Source organism: Neobacillus sp. (assembly GCF_031988165.1).
Lineage (GTDB): Bacteria > Bacillota > Bacilli > Bacillales > Cytobacillaceae > Neobacillus > Neobacillus rhizosphaerae.
In genome coordinates, this window is the sequence record NZ_DALZYO010000011.1 from 21127 (window position 1) to 40530 (window position 19404).

Annotated in this window: 16 protein-coding genes and 1 other annotated feature; of the genes, 3 read left to right on the forward strand and 13 right to left on the reverse strand. The window is 38.3% G+C overall.

All coding sequences use genetic code 11. The annotated features are described in order from the left end of the window. Positions 1-60: 60 nt before the first annotated feature. From RTR43_RS08160 to RTR43_RS08205, 10 genes are all read right to left on the reverse strand, one after another. Positions 61-834: a pilus assembly protein PilO gene (locus tag RTR43_RS08160; RefSeq protein ID WP_312470986.1), complete on the reverse strand. Its 774-nt coding sequence runs from the start codon at positions 832-834 to the stop codon at positions 61-63. Further along, a complete protein-coding gene (locus RTR43_RS08165; RefSeq protein WP_312470987.1) occupies positions 831-1664 on the reverse strand; it encodes a PilN domain-containing protein in 834 nt (277 codons plus the stop codon). The genes RTR43_RS08160 and RTR43_RS08165 overlap by 4 nt, the downstream gene beginning before the upstream one ends. After that, positions 1664-2659, reverse strand: a complete 996-nt coding sequence (gene pilM, locus RTR43_RS08170) for a type IV pilus biogenesis protein PilM (RefSeq protein WP_312470988.1) — start codon at positions 2657-2659, stop codon at positions 1664-1666. The genes RTR43_RS08165 and pilM overlap by 1 nt, the downstream gene beginning before the upstream one ends. 18 nt (positions 2660-2677) lie before the next feature. Further along, complete coding sequence (locus RTR43_RS08175) at positions 2678-3433, reverse strand: prepilin peptidase (protein WP_312470989.1); 756 nt, start codon at positions 3431-3433, stop codon at positions 2678-2680. A 2-nt stretch (positions 3434-3435) separates the two neighbouring features. Beyond that, a complete protein-coding gene (locus RTR43_RS08180) occupies positions 3436-3888 on the reverse strand; it encodes a prepilin-type N-terminal cleavage/methylation domain-containing protein (RefSeq protein ID WP_312470990.1) in 453 nt (150 codons plus the stop codon). Positions 3889-4009: 121 nt separating this feature from the next. Next, positions 4010-5215, reverse strand: coding sequence for a type II secretion system F family protein (locus RTR43_RS08185; RefSeq protein ID WP_312470991.1), 1206 nt, complete (start codon positions 5213-5215; stop codon positions 4010-4012). Further along, positions 5208-6257, reverse strand: a complete 1050-nt coding sequence (locus RTR43_RS08190; protein WP_312470992.1) for a type IV pilus twitching motility protein PilT — start codon at positions 6255-6257, stop codon at positions 5208-5210. The genes RTR43_RS08185 and RTR43_RS08190 overlap by 8 nt, the downstream gene beginning before the upstream one ends. Before the next feature lie 15 nt (positions 6258-6272). Then, on the reverse strand, positions 6273-7934 hold the full coding sequence (locus RTR43_RS08195; protein WP_312470994.1) for a GspE/PulE family protein: 1662 nt from the start codon (positions 7932-7934) through the stop codon (positions 6273-6275). A 15-nt stretch (positions 7935-7949) separates the two neighbouring features. Beyond that, positions 7950-9272: a G5 domain-containing protein gene (locus RTR43_RS08200; protein ID WP_312470995.1), complete on the reverse strand. Its 1323-nt coding sequence runs from the start codon at positions 9270-9272 to the stop codon at positions 7950-7952. Between the two features lie 39 nt (positions 9273-9311). Further along, positions 9312-9998 (reverse strand): hypothetical protein, encoded by a 687-nt coding sequence (locus RTR43_RS08205; RefSeq protein WP_312470997.1) that lies wholly within the window; start codon positions 9996-9998, stop codon positions 9312-9314. 264 nt (positions 9999-10262) lie between these two features. Between RTR43_RS08205 and RTR43_RS08210 the strand changes: the two genes are divergently transcribed. From RTR43_RS08210 to RTR43_RS08220, 3 genes are read left to right on the forward strand one after another with little or no spacing between them, the layout of a single operon-like run. Beyond that, a complete protein-coding gene (locus tag RTR43_RS08210) occupies positions 10263-10727 on the forward strand; it encodes a type IV pilus modification PilV family protein (protein ID WP_312470999.1) in 465 nt (154 codons plus the stop codon). A gap of 12 nt (positions 10728-10739) precedes the next feature. Further along, a complete protein-coding gene (locus RTR43_RS08215; protein WP_312471001.1) occupies positions 10740-11204 on the forward strand; it encodes a pilus assembly FimT family protein in 465 nt (154 codons plus the stop codon). Further along, a complete protein-coding gene (locus tag RTR43_RS08220; protein WP_312471003.1) occupies positions 11201-12406 on the forward strand; it encodes a hypothetical protein in 1206 nt (401 codons plus the stop codon). The genes RTR43_RS08215 and RTR43_RS08220 overlap by 4 nt, the downstream gene beginning before the upstream one ends. 246 nt (positions 12407-12652) lie before the next feature. Here the strand turns inward: RTR43_RS08220 and RTR43_RS08225 are convergent, their stop codons facing one another. From RTR43_RS08225 to RTR43_RS08235, 3 genes are all read right to left on the reverse strand, one after another. Next, positions 12653-14365, reverse strand: coding sequence for a sensor domain-containing diguanylate cyclase (locus RTR43_RS08225; RefSeq protein WP_312471005.1), 1713 nt, complete (start codon positions 14363-14365; stop codon positions 12653-12655). Between the two features lie 200 nt (positions 14366-14565). Further along, positions 14566-15903, reverse strand: a complete 1338-nt coding sequence (locus tag RTR43_RS08230; protein ID WP_312471007.1) for a bifunctional folylpolyglutamate synthase/dihydrofolate synthase — start codon at positions 15901-15903, stop codon at positions 14566-14568. A gap of 267 nt (positions 15904-16170) precedes the next feature. After that, complete coding sequence (locus RTR43_RS08235) at positions 16171-18813, reverse strand: valine--tRNA ligase (RefSeq protein WP_312471009.1); 2643 nt, start codon at positions 18811-18813, stop codon at positions 16171-16173. A 216-nt stretch (positions 18814-19029) separates the two neighbouring features. Beyond that, positions 19030-19267: a binding site (T-box leader), on the reverse strand. Positions 19268-19404 lie beyond the last annotated feature (137 nt).

The following is a 19404-nucleotide window of genomic DNA, read 5'->3' on the forward strand; positions in this document are numbered from 1 at the left end:
TTTGTCGTCTTGTTATCGTAGACTTTCGCCAAATTATTTGTTTGTTCGAGATGTTGAAAATTAAGGCTCTGTTTTTGTCGTGGACGGAAACTGTGATAACGGATTTGCTTTACCAGCTGGTGCAGGTGCATCAATTTTTGGCAGCTCCGTTTGCAGATCAGCTAACTCTGGCATATAAAAGGCAGAAATAGTAAGTGTATAGCTTAAAGGTTCGTTCTTTTGATCAAGACTGGTAATTTCTTTCCCTCCGGTATAATTAATTGCCTCAACAACAACAATTCGCTTTAAAGATTCAAGCGTTTCAATAAACTTTTCAAAATTCTCATAGCTTGAAGACTCGACACTTAATTGGGCTGTAAGCTTTTTCATTCCAGCTGGGGCACCAGGTGCAGTCTTTTTATCCGAAGTAGCTTGTTTTTCATCATTTTGAATCGTAGTGGTACTGTTTTGTTGACCATTTTTATTTTCCGTATTAGCTTGATTTTCAGGGGTACTACCTTCGGAATCCATTGCAAAGCTTATCGATATTAATTTACTATTAGAAACAGTTTCTGCTTTTTCTAAATCTAGTATGAACTGGTCTTGAAGTGGCCGTACCGGAACTTTTTTCTGTAATTCTTTTGTGTCTTCGGAAATGCTATTTGTAGAAGTTACTTTTTTCCGACTGACAATAGCTAACAGTTTTTGTTCTGCTTTTAAGGATTGTTGCCTCAGCCACAAGTCTGATTTCAATGGTGTGAGGGAAAAGAATTGAGCATAGACGATGAGTAATACTAACAAAAGAGCACCGACTCCAATAATAAGTTTGTCTCTTTTTGAGAAACGAAGCTTCATGAACCAGTCACTCCTTTCCCATCCTTCTTACTCTTTTTTAGGCTATTCTTAATAGCTTCTTTTTTAAACTTAATTTCAAATTGCCCTGTGTAACGAGGGAGATAGTTATTTGTTGGTTTACTCACAGTACTTGTCGAAGCTGCTGCCTGGTTATTGTTTACCGTATTAGCATTTGCTGTGGTACTAGTGTTGTTATTCGTACCATTCAGGTTTGATGTTGTACCAGTTGCCTGGTTGCTTTGACTATTAACCGTTGCGGGTGAGTCTGTTGTCGTTTGATTTGTAGTACTTGCAGTATTTGTTTGGCTATTTGAAGCTGCTGTATTATCAGCAGCATTAGTTTCCGTTTCAGATTGTATGGCTGATAACGAACTTAGAGTCGCTTCCTTAATCCATTTTGATTGGTTAAGGCTATCTAAAAAGTAAGCAGCCTCTCTGGTACTATCAAATTGAACGGTGAGGGAAACAATACCTGACTCTGCATAGCCAAAAGATTGAATAAACCCACGTGCCGGCAATAAAGATGTTAAATGACGCATTACGGGAATTGTTTGGATTGAATAATCATCTGCCCATTCAATCGCACTCTTTAACTTGCTGGTAGAGCTAGAAGATTCAACTGCTTTGCTATTTTGCTCTTCTTTTTCAGCAATTTTCTTCGTCATCGCAATTTGTCTATCTAATGATGTCAACTCGCCTTTTGTGGAATGGGTTTGCCAATAATAAAAACTACCAATTAGTACAAATAATGCAAGTAAACTAGATATAGTAATAATAAAACCATATTTTTTCGGTTCTTTCTGAGGAAGCAGGTTAATATCGACTAGCATCAGTGCACCTCTTTTAAAGCAAGACCTAAAGAAAGTAATAGATTAGCCGGTACGCTTCCTGTTTTTCCGTTCGATTCAGCACCAAATGAAAGTTGCACAACTGGCACTTCAAATCTTTCTTTCATTTCATCAACAATAGCTTGAAGCATTGGATGATCGCCACTTAAGAGGAATTTTGTCGCATCATGTTTTTCATTGTTTAACGTATATCGGTAAAAATCTAAAAGTTTATTAATTTCTCTAAAAACATCTTCAAATTGTACGACTAACTCATCAGCATCGCCAGTATATTTACAGTCCATACAGCCTAAGCTGTCCCGTTTGATCTCCCACTTGTCGCTATCAAATGGTAAAGCAAGTGGGCGCATTACAACTGGTGCACTCCCTTCAAAGATACACAAATTGACATTTGTCAAATCAAACTGGACTGTAAAAAGGATTTCATTTTGACCAGTATGCCCAAGTTGGTGGTATAAACGGTATAAGGCAAGCGGTGAAATATCCGCTGCAACTGGGTTTAGCTTTAAACTCGAAAATAAATCAGCATACTCCATTACTTGTTGTTCTGGCGCGGCAAATAGAAGAAGGTCCTTTGTTTTCCCATTATCCGAAAGTGGATAAAAGTCAAACACCGGTTCTTCAAAAGGTAAATGGATACTTGAACCAAGCTCTAAATATAAATACCCTTTTATTTCATCATCCTGGATTTCAGCTGGAATCGAAACTTTTCTAATGATTACTAGTGGATCTGGGACAAGGAAACGGATGGAGCGTCGCTGAATCTTCCATTCATCGATACACTCCTCCAAATTACTCGTTAAGGATACTATATCCACAATCTTTCCATCTTTAATAATACCTGGAGGGAGAAAACGTTCTCTCCACTTTTGAGCAGAGGGAGGATCCGATTGCTTCAATTCCACAAAACGAATGGAATGATCATTTAATACCAGGTTGATGATGCGGTTTTTAGGTGTAAATAGGGAAAAAGCCATATAAAAAAAACCCCTTAGTTATAATCCATGATTAAGAAAACGTAGATAATAGTCGATGACTTCCGTTCCCCAATAATAGGCGGTCAATGTACCCGCAGCAATAAATGGGCCAAATGGGATGGGCTGACGCCTTTTTACAATTTTAAAAATAAGGGCAAGTCCACCAATAACAGCACCGAAAAATGTCGAAAAAAAGAAGGATAATAAAACAAGTTTAAACCCTAAAACAAAGCCAAGCAATGCATACAGTTTTACATCTCCAAAACCCATTCCGCCTTTGCTCACAAGCGCGATAATAAGGAGGAGGATGAAACCTGTTACTGCCCCTGAAAGACTGTCCCACCAGGGGGTTAATGGCCAAAGAATTCGTTCCAATAAAAAAATCCCTGCAAACCAGATTAGAATTTTATCAGGGATGATCATATAGTTAATATCGGAAACAACGATAATGATAAGCATCGATATTAGTGATAAGGCAACTACTAATTCTCCTGACCATCCAATAACTAAAGGTGCAGTTGCAAAAAGTATTCCAGTAAGCAATTCCATAATTGGATAAATAGGAGAAATCCGCGACTGACAGCCGCGGCATTTTCCCCCTTGAATTATGTATGAAAACACAGGGATGAGTTCAAATGGTGTCAACTGATGCCCGCATGTCGGACATGCTGACCGTGGGGCGACGATTGATTTTTTTAATGGGACTCGAAGGCCGACTACGTTAAAGAAAGAACCAAGAAGTAACCCATATATGAATATTAAAAGATATACCATTTTTATTTTTTATATGCTGATAAATCTTTTTCCGAAACAGTTTTAGTTGCCTTATCTTGACCAAGTACTGTTACAGCATCATGTTTGCCTATTTTATAAGAGTATTTTACTGTATTATCATCTTTGAGTACGGCAGTAACAGTAACTTCAAATCCCTCGTCTTTAACACGATCAAGATAAGAATCTAAACTATTAGTACCCTTTAAAGTTAAAACTGTTTCTGTCCCAGGTGCAGCACTGCTAGTAACTTGATTATCAGCAACGTAGAGCTTTGCTGCATCAATGATTAGTAAAGCATCCTGTACCTTTGCTTTATTGTCTGTTTTACCAATTACATTCCCAATCGCAGGAATCGCAATCGCCGCAATGATCCCTAAGATAACAATAACTGCAAGCAATTCAATCAACGTAAAACCTTTTTGTTCTTTAAGCTTTAAACGTAAACTTTCTACCATTTCAACATCTCCTCCTGGTTCTTTAAACCTAGTACTATTTCTCTATGAGTATACAATAATTGTCATCTAATAGAAAGAGAATTTTAGCAAATTTTGTCTCAATTTTTATATTTATACAATTTTAGCTCATTTTGTCGAACATTGAGAACATTGGCATCATAATTGACAGGACTATGACACCTACCACCCCTGCCAATAGGACTATCATAATCGGTTCAATTAAGGATTTAAGCCTATCTGTTACTTGTTCTACTTCTTTCTCGTAGAATTCCGCAATTTTCGATAACATCTCATCTAACGCTCCTGTCCCCTCACCAATCGAAATCATCTGTGTAACAAGTGGTGGGAAGGCCCAGTGATTTGCCATTGGCTCCGTCATAGACCTTCCTTTTTCAAGAGAATCACGAGATTCGCGAATTACCTTTGATATCACTTCGTTTTCGACGACTTTTTCAACAATCGACATTGCCTGAAGAATCGGAACAGAACTTGAAAATAACGTGCTAAGTGTTCTCGTCATCCGAGCTAGTGCCACTTTTTGCATCACTTTACCAAATATCGGCATTTTTAAAAGTGCATAATCCAAATAGTATTTTGTTTGTTTATTTTTTTTAATATACATAAACAATAAAACAATTAAGATAATAACAAGAACTATTAACCACCAAAACGATTGCATAAATTCACTTGATGCCAAGACAAATTTTGTTATTGCCGGCAGTTCTGCACCCATATCTGCAAACATCTTAACGAACGTTGGTACAACTGATACAAGTAAAAAGATAACAGCGCATACAGCTAGAATTCCAATGACAAGTGGATATGTTAGTGCAGAAACAATCTTTTGTTTTGTGTAGTGTTGTTTTTCAAAATCATTTGCCAGGCTTTCCAGTGTTTCATCCATGTTCCCGCTGACTTCTCCTGCTTTTACCATGTTGATAAACATCGGGGAAAAAATTTTCTTATGCTTTGAGACAGCCTCTGAAAATGGGTTCCCTTCACGAAGCTCCTGTTCAGTATCCAGTAACGCCTTCTTTAATCCTTTACTATCAGTTTGAATAGCAAGAATTGCTGTTGCCTCGACAACTGTTACACCTGCTTTTAGGAGGGTGGCAAATTGTCTTAAGTAAATAACAAAATGCTGCAGCTTAACAGGATTCCCTAGCGAGAGATCCATCGTTAAAAGTGTTTCAGGAACTTCATTCATTTCAATGACCCTGATACCTTCGTCCTTTAGCTTGACCATTGCTTCACGTCTGGAATCAGCATTAACGGTGCCCTCTCGTTTTCCGCGACGATCACGTCCAGAATATTTAAATCTAGCCATTCTGCATTATCTTCTCTTGTAAATATTGCGCTGCCGATTCTTTTTGAATAACACCCCGATCAAGTAAATCTCTAATACTCATTTCTAACGTGTGCATCCCCTGGGCTCGGGATGTTTGCATGGTACTTGGGATTTGGTGAATTTTTTCATTTCTAATTAGATTGGCAATCGCAGGATTATTAACCAAAACTTCCGTCGCTGCTTTCCTGCCTTTTTTATCAGCCGTCGGAAACAAACGCTGTGAGATAACTCCAACCAAAACAGAAGCTAGCTGTACACGAATTTGGGGCTGCTGTGTTGCTGGAAATACGTCGATAATCCGGTTGATGGTTGCCGGGGCACTTGATGTATGAAGCGTTCCTAACACAAGATGACCTGTTTCCGCAGCTGTGATGGCAATACCAATCGTTTCTAAGTCACGCATCTCACCGACAAGAATGACGTCTGGGTCTTGGCGAAGTGCACCCTTTAAGCCATTCGCATACGATTTTGTATCAAAACCGACCTCACGTTGGTCGATAATTGAATTTCCGTGTTTATGGAGATATTCTATAGGGTCTTCAAGGGTAATAATATGCTTGCGCATCGTTCTGTTCATATAATCAATCATCGAAGCAAGTGTCGTTGATTTCCCGCTGCCTGTCGGTCCGGTGACAAGTATGAGTCCCTGGGGTTTTTCAACAAGTTTGGCGATGATTTCTGGTAAATCTAAATCTTCTAATGTAGGGGTTTTTGAGGCTACTACCCTAAGGGCCAAAGAGACACTTTTCCGTTGATGGTAGGCATTAACACGAAAGCGTGATACACCAGGAAGTCCAAAAGAGAAATCGAGATCCCCTTTATCCTTAAATGAATCCCACAAATTTTCGGGAACAATCTGTTTCGCTATTTCTTCGGTATCTGCTGGCAGCAACATATCTTTTCCATACCGTTTAATTTCACCGTTTATTCGGAATACCGGAGGCACCCCTACTGTTAAATGGATATCTGATGCCTTAAATTCAAGCGCCGCCCGCAGAATATTGTCTATTTTTTCTTTCATATTTCGCACGCACTCCTACTCCAGAATCGCTACACGTAAAACTTCTTCTGTTGTTGTTAATCCTTGTTTTACTTTTAATAAACCATCATCAATCAAAAAGATCGTTTTATTATTAATGGCATGATCTTTTAGCTTTTGAAAAGAATCATCATTCATAATTACTCTTCGCATATCATCATTAATAACCAGCACTTCATGAAGGGCAATCCTTCCTTTATAGCCCGTCATATTACAAGAGGAGCAGCCTTTACCTCGTGATATTTTATCAATCTTCATACCACGTCTTGCAAAAATCTCCATTTCCCGTTTGGACGGTTCTTGTACCTCAAGACAATCACGACATACTTTACGAACTAATCTCTGCGCAACAATCCCACTTAGTGAAGAAGCAAGCAAAAAAGGCTCAACCCCCATATCAATTAGTCTTGTAACAGTACCTAATGAATCATTAGTGTGTAGGGTACTCAACACTAAATGCCCTGTCAAAGAGGCTCGAATCGCAATCTCAGCTGTTTCTTTATCACGAATTTCTCCAACCATGATAATGTTTGGATCTTGGCGGAGGATGGAACGAAGACCGGCTGCAAAGGTCATGCCGACATTTGAGTTTACTTGAATTTGGTTTATTCCTTCCAACTGATATTCGACGGGATCTTCGATTGTGATGATATTAACCTGTTCACTGTTTAGTTTATTAAGTGCTGCGTAAAGGGTCGAGGATTTACCCGAACCTGTAGGTCCTGTGATAAGGACAATACCTGTCGGCTGTTCAATTAATTCGCTAAACCGCTTGAAATTGAGTGTATTGAAGCCAATTTTGTTTAAATCATTTAAGGCAGCTCCCATATCTAGAAGTCGCATGACAATTTTCTCACCGTATACAGTTGGCAGTGTAGAAACACGGAGATCAACCGGGTGATAATCAAGATTTAATTTAATCCGTCCATCTTGTGGTACCCGGTGTTCGGTAATATCTAGATTAGCGATGATTTTTATTCTAGCGGTTAATACGCTTTGCATATGTCGTGGTAAAACCCGTTCAACCCGCAAGACACCATCTACTCGATAGCGAACGACCATCTTAGTCTCCTGGGGATCAATATGGATATCACTCGCCTTTTGGATAACGGCATTCGACATAATCAGATTAACAAGGCGAACAATGGGAGAATTCTGATCGGTGACATCCTCTTCCCGCCCCCGCTCATTTAACGGCAGCTCATCGAAAAGCTCCTCTAAACCTTCATCAACATTGTAGAATTTATTAATCGTCCTAAGTATATCGTCTTTTGTAGCAATCATTGGTTCAATCTGGAATCCAGTGGATAAGCGTAGATCGTCAATTACGATGAAATCCATAGGATTAACCATTGCAACAAAGAGTTTATTCCCCTCTCTTTTTAGAGGAATGATTAAGTTCCTTCTTGCTGTCTCCTTTGAGATAAGCGAAAAAAGATTCGTGTCAAATGGATAATGGAAAAGACTAATATGTGGTATACCAAGTTGGTATTCAAGAACTTCTGCTAGCTGTTGGTCTGTTATGTATCCCCTTTGAAGCAAGGCCTCACCAAGCTTTTGACTTGATCCTTTTTCATCTAGTGTAGATTGAAGCTGCTGAGGTGTAATTAATCCTTCTTCCATTAACATAGTACCAAGTTTTTTTCGTGACTTCCTCATAGTTTATCCCTGCTTTTATTTTGGTTGTTCATTTGGTTTTCCCCATATGTCACTGTCTTTTGCACCTCGTTGATCTGTTTCCGGAGTTGGCTGCGTTTGATTATTGTTTGTGTTGGAAATATCAGTAGTTTGGTTACTGTTTACAGGCCCGGTAGTACCTGAATTCTGGGTCACTCCTTGATTACTGCCTGTAAGTGCATGAGCTTCAACCTGATATACTGGTGGATAATAATCCTCGGAAATCAATTCACTCTTAACGAATTGGCCCTCTTGATATATTTCCCTGTATACCTTGGCAATTTGCCCTTCTCCCCCTTTGGTCAGTAACTTGGTTTTACCCGGCAAGAGCATTGGGCTATATTGAACGATTGTCTTAGGAATTAACTTTTGCTCATCTTTTATGCTTATTTTATAATCATATAAAAACTTTTCACCCTTTAAGGTAACCTTCAAATGGCTGTTCTCTAATTTTAATTCCAGAATATAGTTAACCTTATTTGGATTGCCGATTACTAAATCTGAATTATTACTTTGATTAACTTTCGCTTCATAACCTACATTCGCATAATTTGGAAGAGAGGTACTGATATTTCTCTCCACAATCGAAAAATTTGAAGATAAGATTGCTTGATAAATTCCAGTTGCTAATACATTTAATGAAGATGATTCCTCCATCCTATGTTTCTTAGCAAACTCCAACAATGAAAAAGTCGCTCCTTCAGGGATTTCAATGACAGGGTTTTTCTCTATGACGGTTTGCAAATCCTCGGGAACTTCTTTGAGTACAATGACTGCAACATTTAAATTGGCATCCTTTTTAATATGGTCTGCAAGCAGGTAATCATTATAAAGGTTAAATGTATGCTCACTGGTTTCGAAAAGCGCAGCCGTTTCATTTAAATGATTCATTAGCTTCACTAGATCAAGATCACTACTGTTTATCTGTGGGAAATGAATCTTTACTTGTTCTTCTACCTGTAATTTATCAATCGTAATGAAAGTTATGTTTTTTTGTCCATCTTTTAATGAATTGACCGTTTGTTTAGCATCCAAATGGAATTGGTTTAAATCAAATGGAGCCAATTTTTCACCATATTTTAGTTCCATAGAAGTACCTTTAAGCCAGTCATCGTATTTTTCCTCTAATAGATTTATTGCTTCCTCCTCTGTTTTTCCTGAGACATCTAATGACCCAATTGTCGTTCCTTTAGAAAATTTCCCATCTTCATTTGTTATCTTTTCTAATGCTTTAGCACCAAAATGGGAGAAGCTAAATATAAATGCCGTACTGAATAACAGTACAACAAACAACTTTAACAGCTGCTGATTTTTACTCACATTTCCTACCTCCCATCCAACCCATTCTTAAGCATATGTTCATTCCATGTGCAAGCTTATCTTCTTCTCTGCTTCCATTTCTTTAATCGTATCATCCGAGTCTACAGCTACTTCTTTAGCCGCACGGAGAAAATCAAATAAAGAGTCATCCAAAGGATTTTCATCGTCACCATCGATTTTGTCTGGTAAAGTCTCTTCAATAACTTTGTGTGAAAAATCGCGGATTCCTTCGAGAATTCCTTCTTCACCAGCATCATTTTTTTCTTCAAATTCAACCAGTAGCAAATCTTCCATATCAGACATTATGGAAGATTGACTCAACTCAGTCACTGTATCATTTTCTAAATTAATAGAAGTGGTATCAGCTACCGCAAATTCTTCGTCAATTTCAACCAAATTATTCTCTATTAGACTTTCTATTCCGTTAACAGTTTTAGGGCTAACCATTTCTTCATCTAACCATTCCTCAAAAACAGGATTTTCATTAACTAATAAACTTCCTAAACGATTATTCATAAAATATGCTACAAAAAAGATCAGTGAAATAAGTACTAATGCAGTCTGCCATAATGGAAAGGTTGAAACCGCTACCAGTCCACCAAGTGACAAAATAAAACTAACTAAAACGACCAAAAACTTTCCCTTTAAGGTGTATCCCAATGGTAAAAGGGATATTATTATCATTAGTACAACCATAGAACTTATGGCCCATATAATCGTTTGCATTCATTCACTACCCTTTTTTAGTCTTTTTTTACTATTAAACTACATTTTCTTTCAAATAATTCAATATTTTGGCGTTTTTTTCTAATATTATACAAATTTCCCCTACTAAATATTGTATAATACTTTTAACTAGTTTTAAAGAAGTTGAAAAACTTTTATAGGTAATTTTTACTGACTTTTGCTAATTATTGTCTATTTTATCGATTAAACTGAAACTATTAAACTAGAAAAAGAATATTTTCTCTCCTGAAGGGAATTGATTTCATGGAATTATTGAAAAATGAAAAGGGTTTAACCTTAATCGAGGTTCTTTTATCAATCGTTATTTTATCAATGATTTTATTATCCATAATGAGTATGTTTCCGCAAATGGGTTTTGTGAATAAGCAAAATGAAGATAAGGCACAAGCGATTAATATGGCTAAAGAAATCCTTGTTAACTGGCAAGAATCTAATGAGGTTAAAACATTTATTGAAAAACCAGATCATATAACGGGTTTTACCCCTGAGTTTGTAAACGAAAAAGTCAACTATACCCATTTTGCTTATGATAAATATCCTGACTATTACTATTTTGGAACAACAAAGGATCATTATGATGTACGGATAAAAATAAAAAAATCCCCTATTAAAAGTTCAAAGGTGTCACACGTTCATCAAATTGTCGTTCAGCTGATAAATAAGAGAGGAAATATTATAGCTGAAACATATGGATATGTTACAAGATAGGAGAGGATGATAGTGAATCAAGATGAGCGTGGTTTAACTTTAGTCGAGGTATTAGCCACATTGACAATTCTTTCAATTGTAAGTGTAATTATTTGGAGTGTTTTTTTCCAAGGCTATAAATTTTCTCAAAAAGCCATTTCCAAAAACCAGATGCAACAACAAACGAACCTATTAATAACCAATTTATTAAAGATTCACCAATCAGCGAAAGCGTATAACATTATAAATACGAACTCAAATTGCGAGATTACCGTTACGATTACAAATAAGGATAATTCAACAAGAACAGAAATATTCAACCATCCTAATATGTGTTTTAAGTTTGAAATAAAAAATGCTATTTCCAATCCAGTTTTTCCTAACAAAGTAGGAAATGATGTTCGGTTAAAGTTAACGACCAGTGACAAGAACGATCCCAATAATAAAATAATAATAAATACGTTCCTCTATCGAGTGAAGGGTGTTGATTATCAATGAAATGGGTAAAGAATGAACAAGGATATGCACTTGTAACTGTGTTGCTCATTGTAACTGTTTTTATGATTATATCCCTAGCCTTCATGGGACAAGCTCTTTCCAGCACTAAACAAAATCAAGTAGTAGAGAAGAAAGCTCGAGCCGTCTCATCAGCGGAAATGGGGATTTCCTATTATCAGGTTGAGATACAACGACTCTTTGAATCTAAACAACAATTGGTCAACGATAAAGTAAGTGTGATAATGAAAAACAACTCACCCCAAACTAACTTTAAAAAAGAAGCAGCACGTTTAATGGCGGGAGAGCTTCAAAAAGAAATACCAGTTGGCAGCACCCCTGCACGAATTCAAATAGACGGTCATCCAAATGCTTCATTTGTACTAAGGGACTTTGTTGCAGTTGCTGATCCTGATGTGAATTCAAATAAAGTAAATATCAGTTTTCATATCATTGGCACCGAAGATGGAAAAGATACTACACTTTTAACGAAAATGTATATTGACTTAGATTCAATAATGAATCTGCCAACAAGTGGACCAGAAAACAACTACGTACTACCCACTTACAATAATATATTAAAACCACAAGTGCCTTGTAAGACGTTAAGTTGTAAGCCAGTTTATATTGACGGACCGGGAGATTTTGAGGGAAATAACTTATTAAGCAATAACCAAACAATTTACACAACAGGTTCCTTAACACTAAATGGACAAGGAAATGAAAACAATACGACTGTTGTCAAAATTCATGCTGATGGTCCTATTACCATTGGTAAAAATATGAATAACCAAACAAATTTGACGATAGAAACGAATGATAATGCGACCTTTGGACAAAATTTAAAAGTTGATACAACTTCAAAAGTTTTAGTTCGGAAAACATTGTCCGTAGCTCAACATTTGAATATTTCTAATGATTCTTTTATCTATGTCGGAGAAAATGCAAAAGTGAATTTATTGGATATTTCTTCCTCATCTAAAATGTGTGTGCGTGGAGATTTAACGGCTGGGAGCATAAGTGTTTCCAGTAGTAATCCCCCAGGTAAATTAATCGTATATGGGAAAGTAAACGGTAGTACAACATCTCCTTATAGAGTCACTGATGCCACCTTTAAGTCAGAGTGTGGAACCTATGTCCCACCCGATTTCCAAATTAACTGGGGAGATAATATTAATACTGTTATTAGCAATGTTGATTATTAATTAAATCACATAAGAAAAGCGCAAGCTTCCTTTGCGCGGCGTATGGACTGGAGCCCTTTGACTGAGATAAAGGAAACACGGAGAGCGATAGCGATCCGATGTTGACTTATCGTAGGGAAAAGGGCGAAGTACACTAGCCGCTGGGCGCTGGAGCTGGACAATTCTCAAAGTCGAAAATTTTATACTCTTATCTTTTAAAAAGAGGTGTGCTCGGAGTTGTTTCATCCAACTACGAGCACACCTTTTTTAACAAGACGAATACTCTGCCACCCGATTCCGTCCAGCCCGTTTCGCTCCAACATAAAGTGCCCGGTCTGCATGACGAATCAAGGCCAGTGAATCTTCTGCGTCCTCAGGTGCTGTTGCTACTCCAATTGAAGCAGTAATTTTAACCTGCTGCTGCTTTTGATCTATAGACTGACTAAGAATAAATGGCCAGTTCGCGATCGCCTGTCTTATGTGCTCGGCCATTTGATAAGCTTCCTGTTTTGTTGCATCTGGTAATAGAACCACGAATTCCTCGCCACCATACCGAGCAACCGTTCCGTGATTTCCAACCAGTTTACTAATTCTGGTTGCAAGCTCACAAAGGATTTCATTTCCGCTTTGATGACCATAAGTGTCATTTACTTCTTTAAAGTGGTCGATATCAAGGATGATCAAAGAAAGCATCTGGCGTTGAAAACTAGTCAATTTTTCAAATTCCTCGGAAAGCAGATTCTCAAAATAGCGATAATTGTATAATTTCGTTAACGCGCAGCGTTCACTTTGCCTTTTTGTTCGTTCATAATGCTTGGCATTTTCAATCGCAACGGCAAAATAAGAGCAAAGGATATCGATAATCATATGCTGGAATTTTTCATAGGCCCGCTTCTTCTTTGAGGCTAATAATAATACCCCAATTACTTTTTTACTGCTTACAATAGGGACACAAAGAATACTTTCGGCATCGCTAGGAATATAACGGTCTGTAATTCCTCGCCATTCCATCTTAGCCGAGAATAGGTAAGCCTTCCGTTTCGCCCAAACCATGCCTATGATTCCTTCATTTTTCGACAGATTCATGTCATTGGCCATTACGGTACCGCTTTCAATCCGGCGAATTAATTTAAGTTCTTCACCTGTAACCTCAAAGATATACGCATAATCAACGGACAGCATTTCACTAAGCTTCTGAATAAACAAGTCAATCACGTCATTAACATTGAGGCGTTCGGCCAATTGATGACCAATTTCTGCGGCCTTTTGCAAATATTCATTTATTTTTTGACTAGAATAGTAAAGATTAAACACGATTGATAAACTAACAAACGGGATTCCTACAAACAAGAGGGCCAATAATCCTACCTGATTATATAGAATGTATAAAATTAGGCCAATTGGCAATGTGATTAATGTGGTAATTGTTTCGACAAAGAAGTCTTTACCAAAATATGACACTTTACTTTTATAAATAAAATATAAATTAAAAGAAATAATGACTTGATTTAACACATAACTTAAAACAGCATATAGGACAGCCAGCAAGAGTGCATGCCTATCGTGGGCTAAGTTTGGTCCAGTCTGACCGCCAAGTAAGTAATAGACCATTCCGCTGACGAAAGAAACAATGAAAAACATAATCAAATTTAGCGGCAGACGAAATAATTGACCATTTTTCAGGACCCTTAGTTTTATCAGTAAACTAATAACCGCAGCCTGGGCAAAGACAATTTCGACAAATAAGCCAAATTTTAAAAAGGTCGCTAATGCAACCCATTGAATTAAAAAGATAAACATCTCATTGATGACAATTGGCATCGACGCAACAACCAATGTTAACAGCAAAAAGGCAAAAATATTCATCCAATTGCCGGAGAAGTGTGGAGGACTATAGTGATAGGTAAACCATAAACCTGCTGGAACCATCAAAAAGAAAATCAGAAAAATAGTTCTTTGGACTTGCGGTTTTACAGCCATCTGACCCTCCCCCTCTCCGATAAATTATTATTAATTCAAGATATAATTATTTTATCAAATAATAAAAGGCTTGTCATAAAGAAATCGACTTATTTTTCAAATTTTTACATAAAGTTCAACTAACCATCTGTGGAGCGCCTTTCACAGCCACTGATGGTTAGTTGTTAACAGGTAGTTGGATTCCCATTACCTTTACTTTATTAGTTTCTCTTTACACTGATGTGGGGATCGTCCTGCTTGATAATACGGGATAAATGCGGTTTGACTTCCGAAATAAAATAGAGAGAACCCGTAATCACTAACATCTCTTTTGCATCCAGGTTTTGAATCTCCTCTAAAAGATAGGATTCCCAGCTGTCGACAGCCAATTTGTTCGATGATTGACTGATTTTCAATAAATCTTCTGCTGCGGCAGCACGTGGAAAATCAAAGCTGACAAACGAAATTTGATCAGCGATTTTATCGAGGTTAGCAATCATTTTGTCGAGCTTTTTATCCTTTAAAGCAGCAAACACAATCTGGATAGAACGGTCAGAATATCGGGAAGCTAATTCATGGACTAAGGCTGTTATTCCTTCATCATTATGGGCCCCGTCAATAATAACGAGCGGATTTTCAGAGAGAATCTCAAATCTTCCCGGCCAATATGCCTTTTTTAACCCTGCTTGGATTGCTTCGTCCGTAATGTTGAACAAGCTCTCTTGATTTAAAAATTGCGCTGCACTGACAGCAAGTGCTGCATTCTCAGTTTGATGCTGGCCAATCATACTGATTTCAAGCTTTTCCATAGTTTGTGATACAGTATGTAAAGTAAAAATCTCACCAGTATCAAGTGACTCGTGTGAGCTAATCGAAAACGCCTCGTTTAAGCGATAAAAGGGCGCTTTTCTTTTCGCTGCCTGTTCTTCAATCACATTACTGGCACCAGGATGTTTGACAGCTGTAAAAACGGGCGTGTTTTCTTTAATGATTCCAGCTTTTTCAAAAGCAATTTCCTCATATGAATTCCCAAGGATATTCGTGTGATCAAGGCCAATGTTTGTAATGATAGAAGTTAATGGATGAATAATATTAGTGGAATCAAATCGTCCACCTAACCCCACCTCAAAAATTACCAAGTCCACCTTGCTATTATTTGCAAAATAATAGAAGGCCATAGCAGTAATAACTTCGAATTCAGTAGGGCCGCCAAGCTCTGTTTCCTCTAACTCATCCGCTAATGGACGAATGACATTGGCTAGCTTTAGAAGTTCATCATCAGTAATCGGTTTCCCGTTCACACTAATCCGTTCGTTAAATTGCTCAATATAAGGAGAGGTAAAGGTGCCGACCGTATATCCTGCGGACTCGAGTATCGAACGGAGAAAAGTAACCGTTGAACCTTTTCCATTTGTTCCGCCGATATGGACCGTTTTTATTTTTGCTTCCGGATGGTCAAGCCTATCCATCATCCATTCCATCCGTTTTAAACCTGGTTTAATTCCCAGTCTTAACCTTGCATGAATCCAGTCAAGGGCTTCTTTATATGCAGTAAACATCCGTTACACCCCATCTGTTTTGACTTGATTTTTTAATATTTTCTTCTAAAAAAAGATTTATTATTTGATTCGCTGATAAAAGAGATTCGCTGATAATATCAAAAATTCGCTGATAAACTGTGCGGATTCGCTGATTTATGACTAAAAACCGCAGATAAATTGGCATTTACAGCAAAATTGCATCTTTCAGACAGGATTTTGATTATTTTCTCAACGCGAATTAATAGGCGAGACGAATCCTTTGCCGGATTCGCCTCACCTAACTGTTTAACCTTTTAATTCGTTAATCCGTGCTTCGACAATGCTTCTTTTTTCGAGATAATCCTTTTCCTTGCCACGTTCTTCAGCAACAACACTTTCTGGTGCTTTTTTCATAAAGCCTTCATTGCCTAATTTCTTCTTAACTCTGTCTACTTCTTTATTTAATCGGTCCCATTCTTTTTCAAGACGAGCAATTTCTTCGTCAATGTTAATCAAGTCTTCAAGTGGAAGAATGATTTCCAAGCCTGAAATAACAGCCGTCATTGCTTTTTCAGGAGATTGAATGTCTGTACCCATTTGCAGTTCCTCCGGGTTACAGAAGCGTTCAATATAGCTACGGTTGTTCTCAATCGCCTTTAGAACCTTTTCATCCTTTGCTTTAACGAGCATTTTGACTTTCTTGCTCATCGGCGTGTTTACTTCGGCACGAATGTTTCGTACAGACCGAATCATTTCCATGAGAAGCTTCATTTCTTGTTCGGCTTCGTCATCGGAAAGCTCATGTCTAACCTCCGGCCATTTTGCTTCGGTAATCGATTCGCCACTATGAGGGAGGTTCTGCCAAATTTCCTCGGTGATAAATGGCATGAACGGATGAAGTAAGCGCATCGTTTGGTCTAACACGTAGGCTAGAATCGAACGAGTCGTTTTCTTAGCTGCTTCGTCTTCTCCATAAAGCGGCAGCTTCGCCATTTCAATATACCAATCACAGAAATCATCCCAGATAAAATTGTAAAGCGCACGGCCAACTTCCCCAAATTCATAGCGCTCTGAAAGCTTCGTCACTTGTTCAATCGTTTCATTTAAACGCGTTAAAATCCACTTATCGGCAACTGACTTTTCTCCGCTAAAATCAATATCCTCGTAAGTCAGGCCGTCCATATTCATTAACGCAAACCGGGAGGCATTCCAAATTTTATTGGCAAAATTCCAGGTAGCTTCAACCTTTTCCGTACTATAGCGTAAATCCTGGCCAGGTGAACTACCTGTCGATAGGAAGTACCTTAAGGCATCGGCACCATATTTATCAATGACATCCATTGGGTCGACACCATTGCCAAGCGATTTACTCATTTTCCGTCCTTGCTCATCACGAACGAGGCCGTGGATGAGAACATCTTTAAATGGACGCTCACCTGTAAACTCAAGGCTTTGGAAAATCATTCTCGATACCCAGAAGAAAATGATGTCATAGCCCGTAACAAGTGTACTTATAGGGAAGTAACGCTTATAATCAGCTGCTTCCGTGTCAGGCCAGCCCATTGTGGAGAACGGCCAAAGAGCGGAACTAAACCATGTATCTAAAACATCTTTGTCCTGTTCCCAATTTTCTAGGTCAGCAGGTGGCTCGTGATCAACGTATACCTCGCCTGTTTCTTTGTGGTACCAGGCAGGAATTCGATGTCCCCACCAAAGCTGTCTTGAAATACACCAGTCACGGATATTTTCCATCCAGCGCAAGTATGTTTTTTCAAACCGATCAGGAACAAAATTTACTTTATTTTCTTTATCCTGCAAGGCAATGGCTTCATCAGCGAGCGGCTGCATTTTAACAAACCATTGTGTTGAAAGGTATGGTTCCACAACCGCGCCGCTCCGTTCAGAGTGGCCCACGGAATGCATATGGTCTTCAATTTTGAAAAGAATGCCTAGTTCTTGTAGGTCCTTAACAATTTGCTTGCGACACTCGAAGCGGTCAAGGCCTTGATACTTGCCAGCCTTTTCATTCATTGAGCCGTCTTCATTCATAACAAGAACGCGTTGAAGATTGTGACGATTGCCGACTTCAAAATCGTTCGGGTCATGGGCCGGGGTAATTTTTACCGCACCAGAGCCGAATTCCATATCAACATAATCATCGCCAACAATCGGAATTTCACGGCCAACGATTGGCAGAATAACAGTTTTACCAATTAAGTGCTTGTAACGGTCGTCTTCCGGATGAACCGCAACAGCTGTATCCCCAAGCATCGTTTCTGGACGAGTTGTCGCAATTTCAATCTGTCCAGAGCCGTCTGCCAATGGATATTTCATATGATAAAACGCACCTTGAATATCTTTATAAATAACTTCGATATCAGATAAGGCAGTTTTCGTGGACGGATCCCAGTTAATAATGTATTCCCCGCGGTAAATGAGGCCTTTTTTATAAAGGGTAACAAATACTTCACGAACCGCATCAGATAAGCCTTCATCAAGAGTGAAACGCTCACGGCTATAATCTAAGCCTAAGCCTAGTTTTGCCCATTGCTGGCGAATATGAGCGGCATATTCTTCCTTCCACTTCCATGTTTCCTCGACGAATTTTTCCCTACCAAGGTCGTAGCGGCTTTTACCTTCACTTCGCAGTTTTCCTTCCACCTTTGATTGGGTAGCGATTCCGGCGTGGTCCATTCCTGGCAGCCAAAGAACATCAAAGCCCTGCATTCGCTTCATCCGGGTGATAATATCTTGCAGGGTTGTGTCCCAAGCATGACCTATATGAAGTTTTCCAGTAACATTTGGCGGTGGAATCACGATTGTATACGGCTGCTTGCTCTCATCATCTTTTGCTTCAAAAAACTTCCCTTGTAACCACCAATCATAACGACCTTTTTCAATCGATTGCGGGTCGTATTTAGTTGGCATCGTTATTTCCTTTGTTTCCATCTAAAATTCCTCCTTTTATTGTGCTCAAAACCTAATCTTGGAAAGAGATTTGAATATGAGCTGTACACCAACATAATAAAGGCGGTGTGAGCAAAGCTTAGCCACATCTAATTCATAGTGAATAATGTATATTTTTACTCTACGATTAGATAAAGCGCTTCGTTTTTGCGGCGCACCGCCCCTTTTCCACAGAAAAACAAAAAACCCCAATCGTCATAAAAGGACGAATGGAGTTTGCTTCGCGGTACCACCTTTTTTCCAATCAACAAAAATGATTGGCTCTTAACTAGGATAACGGATTTCATCCGTCTTCCATTACTAGGATCACTGGATCCGTTCGCAGAAGAAGCTCTTGGGCGACCTTCTGATGTGCCTCTTAGGAAATTTTCCAGCTAATAATTTCCCTCTCTTTAAGTAAGCTTAGCATCATACTCTTCCCTGTCTTTGCTTATTTTTTAAATTATATTGTTATACTACCGAAAAAAAGGGTTAGACGTCAATCATGATGACCAAATTTCTTTTATTTTATACTATATGTAAGTTTTAAGGGGAATTTACAAATATTTAGAATATATATAGGTAGATGTCGAA

Excerpts from the sequence above, each read along its gene's own strand:
- RTR43_RS08160 (WP_312470986.1), bottom strand. The coding sequence starts at position 834 with ATGAAGCTTCGTTTCTCAAAAAGAGACAAACTTATTATTGGAGTCGGT.
- RTR43_RS08180 (WP_312470990.1), bottom strand. The coding sequence starts at position 3,888 with ATGGTAGAAAGTTTACGTTTAAAGCTTAAAGAACAAAAAGGTTTTACG.
- RTR43_RS08225 (WP_312471005.1), bottom strand. The coding sequence starts at position 14,365 with ATGGCTGTAAAACCGCAAGTCCAAAGAACTATTTTTCTGATTTTCTTT.
- RTR43_RS08205 (WP_312470997.1), bottom strand. The coding sequence starts at position 9,998 with ATGCAAACGATTATATGGGCCATAAGTTCTATGGTTGTACTAATGATA.
- RTR43_RS08230 (WP_312471007.1), bottom strand. The coding sequence starts at position 15,903 with ATGTTTACTGCATATAAAGAAGCCCTTGACTGGATTCATGCAAGGTTA.
- RTR43_RS08210 (WP_312470999.1), top strand. The coding sequence starts at position 10,263 with ATGGAATTATTGAAAAATGAAAAGGGTTTAACCTTAATCGAGGTTCTT.
- RTR43_RS08165 (WP_312470987.1), bottom strand. The coding sequence starts at position 1,664 with ATGCTAGTCGATATTAACCTGCTTCCTCAGAAAGAACCGAAAAAATAT.
- RTR43_RS08195 (WP_312470994.1), bottom strand. The coding sequence starts at position 7,934 with ATGAGGAAGTCACGAAAAAAACTTGGTACTATGTTAATGGAAGAAGGA.
- RTR43_RS08220 (WP_312471003.1), top strand. The coding sequence starts at position 11,201 with ATGAAATGGGTAAAGAATGAACAAGGATATGCACTTGTAACTGTGTTG.
- RTR43_RS08185 (WP_312470991.1), bottom strand. The coding sequence starts at position 5,215 with ATGGCTAGATTTAAATATTCTGGACGTGATCGTCGCGGAAAACGAGAG.
- RTR43_RS08175 (WP_312470989.1), bottom strand. The coding sequence starts at position 3,433 with ATGGTATATCTTTTAATATTCATATATGGGTTACTTCTTGGTTCTTTC.
- RTR43_RS08235 (WP_312471009.1), bottom strand. The coding sequence starts at position 18,813 with ATGGAAACAAAGGAAATAACGATGCCAACTAAATACGACCCGCAATCG.
- RTR43_RS08190 (WP_312470992.1), bottom strand. The coding sequence starts at position 6,257 with ATGAAAGAAAAAATAGACAATATTCTGCGGGCGGCGCTTGAATTTAAG.
- pilM (WP_312470988.1), bottom strand. The coding sequence starts at position 2,659 with ATGGCTTTTTCCCTATTTACACCTAAAAACCGCATCATCAACCTGGTA.